Below are 12,178 nucleotides of genomic sequence, written 5' to 3'. Positions count from 1 at the left end.
AAATATATGACAGGAGACCAAAAATGAAAGATTCTTCAAAGCATCCATGTTTTAACAAGTCCAGTGCAGGCTCCTGTGGACGCGTGCATCTTCCCGTTGCTCCCAAGTGCAACATCCAGTGTAACTACTGCAACCGTAAATACGATTGCGTTAATGAATCACGCCCCGGCGTTTCCAGCGGAGTTTTAAAGCCTTTTCAGGCATCCACATATATGGAAAAAGTTCTTGAGGCAGAACCGCGTATTACTGTTGCCGGAATAGCCGGCCCCGGTGATCCTTTCGCAAATCCTGCTGAAGTTCTCGAAACAATGAGACTCCTGGAGAAAGATCATCCTGAACTTATTTTCTGTCTTTCTTCTAACGGCATGAATATTCTGCCCTACCTTGATGATCTCAAGGACCTCGGTGTTTCTCATGTGACCATTACTATCAGTGCTGTTGACCCTGAAATAGGCGCAAAAATCTATTCGTGGGTCAAAGACGGTAATGTTGTCTACAGAGGAATTAAGGGAGCTGAATTACTTCTTGAAAGGCAGCTTGCAGCCATTAAGGGACTTAAAGAACGTGGTATAACTGTTAAAGTTAATTCTATCGTTATTCCCGGAATTAATGATGAACATGTGGTTGAAGTTGCAAAGGTTGTTTCTGAGCTTGGTGCTGATATACAGAACCTCATTCCGCTCAAGCCGACTGAAGATACTCCTTTCCATTCATTTGAAGAACCTGATCATAAAATGATTAACAGGCTCCGCAAGGAAGCTTCGGAATACATAGAACAGATGACTCATTGCAGACGCTGTCGTGCAGATGCTGTCGGCCTGCTCAGCAATGACAAGTCCGGCTGTCTTTCCGGAACACTTCAGGCCTGTTCAAAACTTACACCGCTTAATCTTGAAGCCGGACGTCCTTTTGTAGCTGTAGCAAGCCGGGAAGGAATGCTCATCAATCAGCATCTCGGTGAAGCAAAGAGCTTTTATATCTGGGGACAGTCCGCAGACGGTTACCGTCTTATTGAAGAACGTCCTGCACCGACTTCAGGTTGCGGGCCCAAACGCTGGGATGAACTGGCAGCAGTGCTCAAAGATTGTCGTGCAGTCCTTTGCGCGGCTGTTGGTGAAACTCCCCGTCTGGCTCTTGAAGAGAGCGGCATAGCCTGTCACGCAATAAGCGGTTTTATTGAAACAGCTCTTGAGGCTGTTTACACAGGCGGAAATATTGAAGCGTTGAGTGGTCGCAGAGGCGGTATCGCCGGAGGATGCTGTACTGGTACAGGCCTTAACTGCGGCTAATAATCAGAACTGGTCGGGGGGAGCTTTGCTCTCTCCTTCTTATAGGGATGGTTGAAGGTAACTCTACATGGCGGGAGTAACTTTCACACATGATAATATCCCATCAGCCTTGGAGCCCGTAATCCTGGTCAGATTACGGGCTCCATAACTTTTTATAGTCGGTTTTATTAATTAAGAAGCAGAAGTTGTATGGCCGGGGTGATATTCTTTGCAGTTACTTTGATGGATGATGCGGATGTATTGCTGTTATTCCCCGCGAATTTAGGCCATGCAGAGTCTGCAAGACCTCCGCAATCTGTAGCTATTTTGTATGCCGTGCCTGAGTATGTTCCTAAGTAGATACTGCCGTCAGCAGTGATAACCGGAGCTGTTCTTAATGTGCCGTCAACATTTGAGGACCAGATTTTTATTCCGTTTCTGAAAGCAAATAATTCACTGGCACCATCAATGAAACTTGCTGCTAAAAAGACGGTTCCATCCGCCGTGGCCACGGGTGTGTTTGAGATCAGATATCTTGTAGAATAGCTGTCATAGCCGGAAGCCTGAGCAAGCTCGTGTCCGAACCTATAGGTCCACAGTAAACTTCCTGACGGATCTACAGTGATGATGTCTGTCATTGTAGTGAAGCAGATGTTGCCGCTGTTATCAATTACCGGCGAATTTACCACATTAATATTTACATTATATTCCCACATTTTATGGCCATCAGCAGTGATAGCTAAAAGTGATCTGCCTCCTCCAACATATATAGTTCCATCTTTGCCTAGAGCCGCTTCTGATATGGAAGTTTCTCCTGATGAAAATATCCATTTCCTTGAACCGGTATTATCCAGTGCTTCGATATCCCCATTATCAGAAAAGCAGTATATTGCTCCGTCTCCGGAAATATTGAGATATGCAACTTTTGAATTAAGGGGAACAGACCATCTAAGATGACCTTCAGGTGATATTGCAAAGAGGGTGCTGTTGCCGGAACTATCCCGCGATGCGAGGTAGATTGTATTATCAGCAGCGAGGGCATACCGTGAATAACTGGATGCGTTGAAATCCCATTTCAAGCTTCCATCAGGATTTATGGCGTAGAATTTATTTTCAGTTGAGCTGATGTATACTGTTCCGTCTTTAGCCACCACAGGTCCCTGACTGTAGTAGTCTGTTGGTCCTGTGGGGTACCCCCATTTTAAATCTCCATTTGGAGTTAATGCTTCAAGCGAAGTTGAATTGTAGAAGTACATAGTCCCGTCAGCAGCAATTGCGGGTGATTTTGAACGAAATTTTGAAAGAGACCCCACGGTCCAGACAGGAGCCCAGTCAATTACAGCATGAGGATCAGTCCCTGCTTTATATTCATCAAGGTTTGAAAGATTGTCACCGTCAGGGTCGGAGTCGGAATCATTGATATTAGGGTCAGTATGATTATCTACTTCCCATTTATCCGGAATTCCATCACTGTCGGAATCTTTTTTAGCTGGGTTTGTGTTTAGATTAAACTCCCTGCTGTTGTTCAGTCCGTCCTTGTCATAGTCGCCTGCGGAATTTTGATTGAGGTTTGAGAAATTTGCATACTCCCATGCATCCGGGAGTCCGTCATTATCTTTGTCGTAGTTGGTTTTCCAATGGGTTCCGCTGTGTTTGGAGTCGCGGCCCTGCATGGGCCATGGTGAATTTGCCGGGCCGTTGCTGGAAGTACTGAAAGAGTAGAGATAAGAATCGTAAGAAGGAATATATAATGTCCCATCCGCAGCAAGGGTCGTGGCGGTGAATCCAATGCCTCTTCCTGTGCTGTCTACACCGGTGAAAGCATGTTCCCTTATTTTTGTCCCGGAAGGACTGATTACATACAAAATGTTATTACATACTGCTAAGTAGATATTTCCGTCAGCACCGATTACCGGGCATCCAAATGCCTGTGCCCACGAACCTGAACTATAGGATGCAAACCCCCACTTTTTATGTCCTTCCGGGGTTAAAGCGAAAAGCTTGTCTCCCGCTACATAAATAGTTCCATCTGCTCCGATAGCTGGTTGTGAGGTAAAAGGTCCGCTATCAGTAAAAGTCCATTTTATGCTGCCATTCGGGGCAAGCGCATAAAATGTATTGGTTGCGTCATATTGAAATGTTCCAAAATAAATAGTTCCATCAGCGCCAATTGCCGGTGCTGCTGTCACCGGATAAGCAGCAGTGAATTTCCATTTCTCGGTGCCATTAGGATTCAGCGCATAAATCTTGTTGCTGCTGGTTGCAAAATATATTGTTCCGTCCTTAGCTATAACCGGGACTGTCGCAACATCACCATCAGGACTGAAAGTCCATTTGGTGGAACCGTCTTTTGGATTGAGGGCATACATGAGACCGCTACCGTCTCCAAATGCGCTTTCTGTACCCGTATAAACAGTTCCGTCACTACCGACAGCAGGGCCGTTATTGTTGCCGATACGAATATTTTTTTTCCAGTTTATTCTACCATTGTGAGTCAGAGAAACCAGTGAAACCTCTGTCCCGAAATAAATATTACCGTCAGGACTTACTGCTGTAGGAGAGTAGGCGCTGTAGTTTGTATAGTATGTCCATTTTACGGTTTTATCAGGATTCAGGGCAATGAGTTTTATAGTTTCAGCATTCTCGTTGGTAGTTCCTAAATATACGGTTCCATCAGTCCCAACAGCAGGGCAGCTGTAGAGCCTCCAGTCAGTTTTAAATTTCCACTTCATGGTTTCAGCAGCTCTGGACTGGCTTGCACAGGCTAAGCATATAATAAATGTAATGATCAGTATAAAATTATAACTACTAAACTTCGACAATGTTGTATCGCTACCCATAATATTCCCCCATTAACTACATTCTAAAGCTCAATAGATGTAATTCAGTATAAAGCCATAACGTTGATTCAAAAGATAATTGCTAAAGTCAGTTCTTTATTTATCTTTAGTTTAGAATGTCAATATATTGCTTAGTTGGGAATTTTGTATGGATATGTTCTGACAGTGCTGTAGGATCAGCCTGAGTAGTGTAGAAGATTCTTAAGGGGTACTTAAAAGGCTCTGTAGGTGAGACTATGGACGGTAAGGTCAAGCCTATCTTCTCAGATCAGCCCGGCCTTCGGCAATCATGCTTTCAAGCTTGTATTTACGCACTCTGTAACCCATCTGTCTGGCAGTCAGACCGAGATCTTCGGCAGCTTTATACTGTATCCAGCCGTTGCGCTCCAAAGCGGAAACAAGTTCTTCACGCTCAACTTCTTTAAGCGATTTATTTTTAGGAGCTTTTACCGGGGGAGTGGCTTCCGGTTTCGGGCGTTCAAGCTGGGCTGCTTCAACAAGTTCAGCAGAAGAATCCAGATTTACATACGATTCCAGAAAGTCGAGGCTGATCATTTCACTTTCGGACATGATTACCAGCCGTTCGATAAGGTTCTGCATTTCCCGGACATTTCCGGGCCAGTCGTATGAAATAAGGGCGTCCAGAGCAGGAGGTGAGAAAAACATTTTGCGACCGTAGTCTTCTGACATTTTCTGCAGAAAATGATTAAGAAGTTTAGTTATATCTTCTTTACGGTCTCTAAGCGGTGGAACCAGAATAGGGAAGATATTCAGACGATAGTAGAGATCAAGCCTGAATTCATTTCTTTCAACAAGCTCTTTTATATCCCGGTTTGTTGCCGCAAGTATTCTTACATCTATAGTTCTGGTGCGGTTTGATCCAAGTCTTTCAAGCTCTTTTTCCTGAAGAACCCGCAACAGTTTTGCCTGTAGATTCATGGGAAATTCGCCAATTTCGTCAAGGAAAATGGTTCCGCCGTCAGCCTCTTCAAATCTGCCCTGTCTCGTACCGGTTGCTCCGGTAAATGCTCCCTTTTCGTAACCGAAAAGTTCTGATTCAAGCAGATTTTCAGGGATTGAGGCACAGTTCACTTTAATGAACGGATGACCGTTCCTTTCGGAAAGTTCATGGATAATTCTGGCGATCAGGGTTTTACCGACACCGGACTCACCAAGAAGCATGACGGTTGCCTTGGTGGGAGATACTTTTTCAATTTTGCGCTGGACTTCAGTCATAGCCGAGCTCTGGCCGACTATATATAAGCCCTTTGATTTTTTGGACACCTGATAGCGGAGTGAAGTGTTTTCCCTTTTCAGAACTTCTTCACGTTTCAATATCTTTTCATTCAGGCTGATGAACTGGCCGATGAGAGTTGCTACAATTTTCAGAAAGTCTATATCTTCTTCAAATTCAATATCATCCTCAAAAAGGCGGTCAACATTCAGAACCCCTATGGGATCACCATGCAGTATAATGGGAACGCCGATAAATGAGGTTGTAGCCCTCTGAAGTTTGCGTGAACCTGTTTTATCAAGAAACAGAGGTTCCTTACTGATGTCAGGTACATAGAAAGGTTCCCCGGTTCTGAAAATTCGACCGGTAACCCCTTCGTCAAGCCGATAGACCCCCCTCTGTTTTTCTTCAACAGTCAAACCGTATGAGGAGGTGATGGAAAGATGCCCGCTGCCTGCATCATGTAAGGTAACGGTGGCCCGCTGCATGCTCAGTTTTTCGGAGAGTATTTTAAGAACTCCGTTAAGAGCTGATTCCAGATTCAGAGCCTGATCAATTACCTGACATATTGCCAGCAGAGCAGATATTTTTAGGCCGCTTAGTGATGATGGCATAGACATTTAGCAAGCAAATTGAGTGCCATTAGACTGTAAAGTAAATATATCTTTAAAATCAGTAGGATAAGAATATATTATTATAAAATATTATTACATAATTGTTAATCTACAAAAACTCTTAGACATAATTGCAAATGTTTATACTAATAGTGTTTGTCCCTGATGGCTTTATATTGCAATATTGAAACTTGGATAAGTCGAACTGTAATAAAGATGAAATAATATTAACAGTTAAACGGCAGCAATGATAGCCCGTAATGTGTTTTTAAAGTTACATTTATGTTCTGTGTATAATTTGTTCTTTGCAGTGTCTTTAAGCTATTTTTAATTTTAAAAGCTGTAAATGGGGCAAAACATCATAACTGATCAATGTTTATGAATTAAAATTAATTAAGTGGTGGTTAAAAAATTTCGCAGTGCGGGATTTTCATTACTTTCAAGGTAAGCAATATGAAGCTCAAGGTCAGGAATTGGACCTGAAAGTTTTTTAAAAATTACTTCTTTTGAAGATCGCATAGACAGGCTTTCCGGAACTATGGATATACCAAGTCCGGCTCGGACAAGGGCCAGAGCTGTATTTTTACTCTCTGCTTCCTGTACAATATCCGGTATAAATCCGGCCTCGGAGAAGATTTTCAGCCATTCATCATATAAGGCACTTTGTATTCTTCGTGGAGCAAAGATAAATTTTTCTCCGGCAAGCTCCGCAATATTGACTGATTTTTTACTCTCAAATCTATGTCCGGCCGGGATTATCAGTGCATAAGACTCTGAATGAAACAAATCATAAGCCAATCCTTCTGTATTATGCCTAAAAAGTCTGACTATCCCCGCGTCAACTGATCCTTTACGAATTTCATCCAGCTGATTGAATGTTTTCATCTCCAGAAGTGAAAGCTTTACTTCGGGATAATCTGTTTTGTAACGACCGATTTTAAGCGGCAGGTCAGTATCAAGTGCCGGGGCAACGTAGGAAAGGGTCAGTGTCCCGGCTCTGCCTTGGGCTGTAGCCTTCAATTTTTCTTCGGCCAGATCAGTAAGTCTGAGAATCCGCCGCGCATCTTCAAGCAAACTTTTGCCTGCGGCGGTAAGAGTCACAGACCTTTTATTGCGGGAAAACAGTTTTGTTTCCAGCTCCTCTTCAAATTTTATAATATGCTGGCTAAGGGGAGGCTGGGACATGTTAAGCCGCTTAGCGGCCTTGCCGAAATGCAGTTCTTCTGCCACTGCAACAAAGTATCTGAGCTGTTTTGAGTCCATTTAATAAGTCGTAATCAATCTTACAGTAATTGAAAAGATATATTTCTCATATTTATCATTCCTGCATATTAATGGAGCCGTCAAATCAATTTAATAAACAGGAGATGTAAATATGTCCGGTAAGATGAAAACTTTGAAGCTCGGTATGACTGATATTGAAGTTTCAGCTCTTGGTTTAGGCTGTATGGGACTTAGTGAGTTTTACGGTGAAGCTTCCACAAAAGAGCAGGCTTCAGAGCTGATCAATTACGCTCTTGATAACGGGGTCAATTTCTTCGATACGGCAGACACATACGGTCATGGACATAATGAAGAACTGCTGGCCTATTCCCTTAAAGGCAAAAGGGATCGGGCCGTCATTGCAACTAAATTTGGTATTGTCAGGAAAAAAGGTGAATACGCCCGTGTACTGGATGGTCGTCCTGAATATGTAAGAAAAGCATGCCATGACAGCCTGAAACGTTTAAACACGGATTATATAGATCTGTATTATATCCACAGGCTTGGTAATGATACTCCGGTAGAAGAAACTGTTGGCGAACTTTCGCGTCTGGTTGAAGAAGGAAAAATAAGAGCTATTGGAATGTCCGAAGTTTCAAAGGAGACTCTGGAAAAGGCCTGCGCTGTTCATCCTGTAACCGCTTTGCAGACAGAGTATTCAATGTTTACCCGTGATCCCGAGCAGGAAATCCTTCCTGCCACCAGAGAAATGGGAATAACATTTGTTCCATACAGCCCTATTTGCAGAGGACTTCTCAGTTCTCAGGCTCCATCATGTGAAGGTGATTCCGATTTCAGGTCCTCCTTGCCTCGTTTCAGCGGTGAGGCTTATGATAATAATCTCAGGATTGCACAGGAGCTGAGTCAGATTGCCGAAAATAAGAAATGCAGCCTTGCACAATTGTCGCTGGCGTGGGTTATGAGTCAGTCTGATAATATAGTTCCCATTCCCGGCACCACAAAAGTTGAGCATCTGAAATCAAATATCGGAGCGGCTGCTGTTGATTTCAGCACCAAGGAAATGAGCGAAATCAACAGTCTCCTTGCTTCACGAATAATAATCGGCCAACGCTATACTGATGAAGGAATGAAGGGCCTTAATGCCTAGATTAACGACTAAAAGACTGCTTAGTATGTGTTGGAAATAATTTTCTAAGGGTCTTGTGAAAATTATAACATCTTTTTTAAAATATATTATGTTGGAGTAAAAAAGTCCCCCGAAAGCGCTCTTTCGGGGGACTTTTATTATCTTAAGCAGATTGAGTAGCGGGTATATTCGCATCCTCGTGTCCACATGACGTGGTTTAGCTGTTTAAACTAAAGGAAGAAATAAACAGCGAAAAGACCGGTCAGTGACATGGTTATTGTATAAGGAAGAGCCAGCTTTACCATTCTTCCGTATGAAAGCCTGATGACAGGAGCCAGAGCAGATGTCAGCAGGAAGAGGAAGGCTGCCTGACCGTTTGGTGTTGCGACACTTGGAATATTTGTTCCGGTGTTGATGGCAACAGCCAGCTTGTCGAAATGCAGCATGAGAGCCTTGGCCTGCGCTGCGGCTGCCTGAGGCAGAGTTGAAAGGACATCGGCACGGGTTAAATGAGGATCAGTAAGCTTATCCATAAGCTGCTGTCCGGTCATACCGATATCAGGGATGGCTCCGAGCATGTGAACAAAGTGAAGCTTGGTTTCAGATATGTAAACTGTTGCAACAAATACGTTATCTGAAATAGATGAAAGCAGTCCGTTTGCTACATAGTATGCTGCAAGCTGATGGCTGCCGTGCATGCTCAGAACAAAATCAATGATGGGTTTGAACAGCTGCTGGTCATGGATAACCGCAACAACTGAGAAGAATACAACCAGCAGAGCGGTAAAAGGAAGAGCTTCTTCAAAGGCTTCACCAAGCTGATGTTCTTCAGTAATACCGGTCATTGAGGTCAGGATGACAATAACTGAAAGTCCGACCAGACCTACAGCGGCAAGGTGGAAAGCCAGTGCGCACACGAGCCAGATACCGGTAATGCACTGGATTACGATTTTTGCTTTTCCTGCTTCGCCGTTCTTTTTTTCCTGCTTTACAGCTGTTTCAAGCAGGTGGGAGCGGATGTTGCCGGGGAGCTGGAATCCGTAACCGAATACATGGAATTTCTCTACCAGCAGACATGTCAGCAGACCTATAATAAGAACAGGAACGGTGACAGGTGAAACTTCTTTGGCAAAAGGCATGAAGTGCCAGCCCATTTCACTGCCGATAAGGAGGTTCTGAGGTTCACCAACGAGTGTACATACACCGCCGAGAGCAGTACCAACAGCACCGTGCATCATCAGGTTGCGCAGGAATCCTCTGAATTCGAGAAGATCCTTTCTGTTCATTTCCTTTACAAGATCATCACTTGCGAGGTTGTGTTCCTCATCAATTTTTTTACCGGAAATGAAGCGGTGGTAAACGTTGTAGAAGCCGTATGAAACAGCCATGATGACCGCGGTAACTGTCAGAGCGTCCAGAAATGCTGAAAGAAAAGCTCCTGCGAGGCAGAACAGGAGTGAAATCGCATACTTTGAGCGAACTCTTGTCAGGATTCTGGTGAACGTGAACTGAAGAAAGTCCTTCATGAAGTGAATACCGGCAACCATGAAAATAAGCAGCAGGATTACTTCAAAGTTTTTAAGAGCTTCTTCATAGACAGTTTCAGCGTTGGTCATTTTTAGAATGATTGCTTCAAAAGCGAGAAGGCCGCCAGCGGGCAGGGGATAGCATTTTAGAGCCATAGCCAGAGTAAAGATAAACTCGGCGATCAGGAGCCATCCTGAGACAAATGGTCCTGCTGTAAAAAGCACAACCGGGTTGAGAATTAAAAAGGCCAGAATTGTTTTTTTGTACCATCCCGGCGCACTTCCAAGGAAATTGCGCCCGTAGGTTTGTGAAAAACCGAGACTCATTGTTTTATACTCCTACTAGTATGCAGTCTTGACTGAATGAAACCGGAAAAATGCACAGGGGCTCTGAGCCCCTGTGCAACTTTCAAGTCTCACTGCTTAAGTATAGGGAAAAGGAAACAGTGCTTGGAGGTTTCTATAAACCTGAGTCAGGATGTGTGCAAGTATCCTAGACTGGCTATAACTCCAATAATAAGCTGGTTAAACTCCGTATAAAAAGACCAGAGCGGATATCATTACGACAAGATACAGAATTGTCATTCCTGCGCCTGACTTGACGTAATCTATTGTTTTATAACCTCCCGGTCTCATTATCAGGGCGTTAACCTGATGGGTGGGGAGAACAAAAGTATTGGACGCGGCGACAGCAACGGTCAATGCTGCCATGCGTGGGTCAACTCCTGCTCTTAAAGCCATATTCATTGAAAGTGGGACTAAAAGTACCGTTGCGCCGACGTTTGAAGCTACAAGAGTAAAGAATGAGGTCAGAATACCAATGACTGTGAGCAGAACGATCGGTGTCGGGGTGCCAAGCGTGGTCATAATGGTATCGGCAATATATTTTGCCGCTCCTGTATTTTCAAAAGCCATGCCCAAGGGAATAAGTCCACCCAGCAGAAAGACGGTCATCCAGTCTACTGAGTTGTAGGCCTCGTCAATAGTCAGAACCTTTGTCAGGATCATACCCAAAGCTCCCGCAAGAAGGGCTATGGAGAGCTGGACATGGAAACCAAGGATCATGACAAGAGATACTGCAAGCCATAAAAGGGCGGTACGGGCTTTGTCCGCGCGGAGAATCTCTCCTCTTACAGTCTCTGTGAAAACGAGGTCCGGTCTTTCTTTCAGAACATGGAACATTTCCCAGCGGCCGTGCATCAACAGAGCATCACCTGTTTCGAGCTCTATGTCGTTAAGGCCGCTGACGAAAATTTTCTCGCCACGGAAAATGGCAAGAGGTGAAACCTGAAATCTGTTTCTGAGTTTGACGTCTTTTAAAGTTTCGCCGACCCATTCAGATCTCGGGGTAATAATACCTTCCATAATTCCGGCATTATTGGGGGAAAGCTCTTCTGCGAATGAGCTTAATTCCGACTGGAGATTCCAGTTCATTTTTTCAGCCATTTTAGAGGCATATTCCTGCGGTCCAACAACCACGATATGGTCACCGGGCTGAAGTCTGAAAGACGGTTCCGGAGCATGGTAGTGCTCAGTGCCTCCGTTTCTGGAGACGGCAACAACCGTACAGAAGAAAATGGGACGCAGTTCAAGTGCGTGAAGGGGGCCGGCACTTTCCCATTCATTAGGGATATGCAGCTCATACATGGAGCCTACTCCACTGTATGTGTCCGAGATAACAGCTGACATGGGTCCGGAATTTTCATCACCTTTTCTTGAAGGGAGTATAAACCTGCCGAAAAGTATGAAATAAGCCAGAGCAGCTATTATCAGAGCTATACCAATTGGAGTTACTCCAAAAAGTCCGAAGGGTTCGTAATGCTTTCCGCCTACGACCATGAGGTCGTTGAGCAGGATAAGCGGACTGGAACCGACAAGTGTCAGACAGCCGCCGATGATGGCGCAGAATCCCATGGGCATCAGAATTCTGCCGACTGGTACTCCGGTCTGGTTACCGATTCGTTTTGCTGCCGGCATAAAGAGGGCAGCTGCTCCGATATTCTGCATGAACCCGGAAATTACAGCTACTGTAGCGGCGATCAGGGTTGTTATTCTGGTTTCGCTTTTTCCGGCAAAACGCAGAATTATTCTGGCCATGGAGTTCATAACTCCTGTTTTGTCCAGACCTGCGCCGATAATTATAACTGCTATGATTGATACAACAGCATTACTGCTGAGTCCGCTTATGGCCTGCTTCGGTGTTACCAGGCCAAGAAGCGGGAGAAGAACCATCATGATTATCCCGACAACATCAACTCTGACCCATTCAAATATGAAGAGCAGAACCGCGAAGACGAGAACACCGATAACGAGAATTATTTCTGGGGTCATATCAGTACCTTGTTG

General features: G+C 44.4%; 7 protein-coding genes. 2 read left to right on the top strand and 5 right to left on the bottom strand.

Annotated elements, in window-relative coordinates:
- Positions 1-23 precede the first annotated feature (23 nt).
- Positions 24-1,289: a nitrogenase cofactor biosynthesis protein NifB gene (nifB, locus tag G496_RS0101895; protein WP_027177782.1), complete on the top strand. Its 1,266-nt coding sequence runs from the start codon at positions 24-26 to the stop codon at positions 1,287-1,289.
- A gap of 167 nt (positions 1,290-1,456) precedes the next feature.
- On the opposite strand, the gene G496_RS0101890 is transcribed toward nifB, so the two are convergent.
- The 3 genes from G496_RS0101890 to G496_RS18515 form a co-directional block, all read right to left on the bottom strand.
- On the bottom strand, positions 1,457-4,108 hold the full coding sequence (locus tag G496_RS0101890) for an outer membrane protein assembly factor BamB (RefSeq protein ID WP_084407459.1): 2,652 nt from the start codon (positions 4,106-4,108) through the stop codon (positions 1,457-1,459).
- 255 nt (positions 4,109-4,363) lie between these two features.
- Positions 4,364-5,956: a nif-specific transcriptional activator NifA gene (gene nifA, locus G496_RS0101885; RefSeq protein WP_027177780.1), complete on the bottom strand. Its 1,593-nt coding sequence runs from the start codon at positions 5,954-5,956 to the stop codon at positions 4,364-4,366.
- Positions 5,957-6,349: 393 nt separating this feature from the next.
- Positions 6,350-7,219, bottom strand: a complete 870-nt coding sequence (locus tag G496_RS18515; RefSeq protein WP_034632034.1) for a LysR substrate-binding domain-containing protein — start codon at positions 7,217-7,219, stop codon at positions 6,350-6,352.
- 112 nt (positions 7,220-7,331) lie between these two features.
- Here G496_RS18515 and G496_RS0101875 point away from each other — a divergent pair, with 112 nt between their 5' ends.
- The gene (locus tag G496_RS0101875) at positions 7,332-8,327 is read left to right on the top strand and encodes an aldo/keto reductase (protein WP_211233821.1); all 996 of its coding nucleotides are present in this window, start codon (positions 7,332-7,334) and stop codon (positions 8,325-8,327) included.
- A 209-nt stretch (positions 8,328-8,536) separates the two neighbouring features.
- On the opposite strand, the gene nhaB is transcribed toward G496_RS0101875, so the two are convergent.
- Together nhaB and G496_RS0101865 are read right to left on the bottom strand one after the other, a co-directional pair.
- The gene (gene nhaB / locus G496_RS0101870) at positions 8,537-10,159 is read right to left on the bottom strand and encodes a sodium/proton antiporter NhaB (protein ID WP_027177778.1); all 1,623 of its coding nucleotides are present in this window, start codon (positions 10,157-10,159) and stop codon (positions 8,537-8,539) included.
- Positions 10,160-10,357: 198 nt separating this feature from the next.
- Positions 10,358-12,163: an SLC13 family permease gene (locus tag G496_RS0101865; protein WP_027177777.1), complete on the bottom strand. Its 1,806-nt coding sequence runs from the start codon at positions 12,161-12,163 to the stop codon at positions 10,358-10,360.
- Positions 12,164-12,178 lie beyond the last annotated feature (15 nt).

Source organism: Maridesulfovibrio bastinii DSM 16055 (assembly GCF_000429985.1).
GTDB classification, from domain to species: domain Bacteria; phylum Desulfobacterota; class Desulfovibrionia; order Desulfovibrionales; family Desulfovibrionaceae; genus Maridesulfovibrio; species Maridesulfovibrio bastinii.
Note: the sequence above shows the minus strand (reverse complement) of the source record. Positions and strands in the feature narration are given on the sequence as shown.

Coding starts and splice junctions, on each gene's coding strand:
- nifB (WP_027177782.1), top strand. CDS start 24: ATGAAAGATTCTTCAAAGCATCCATGTTTTAACAAGTCCAGTGCAGGC.
- G496_RS0101865 (WP_027177777.1), bottom strand. CDS start 12,163: ATGACCCCAGAAATAATTCTCGTTATCGGTGTTCTCGTCTTCGCGGTT.
- nifA (WP_027177780.1), bottom strand. CDS start 5,956: ATGCCATCATCACTAAGCGGCCTAAAAATATCTGCTCTGCTGGCAATA.
- G496_RS0101890 (WP_084407459.1), bottom strand. CDS start 4,108: ATGGGTAGCGATACAACATTGTCGAAGTTTAGTAGTTATAATTTTATA.
- nhaB (WP_027177778.1), bottom strand. CDS start 10,159: ATGAGTCTCGGTTTTTCACAAACCTACGGGCGCAATTTCCTTGGAAGT.
- G496_RS18515 (WP_034632034.1), bottom strand. CDS start 7,219: ATGGACTCAAAACAGCTCAGATACTTTGTTGCAGTGGCAGAAGAACTG.
- G496_RS0101875 (WP_211233821.1), top strand. CDS start 7,332: ATGTCCGGTAAGATGAAAACTTTGAAGCTCGGTATGACTGATATTGAA.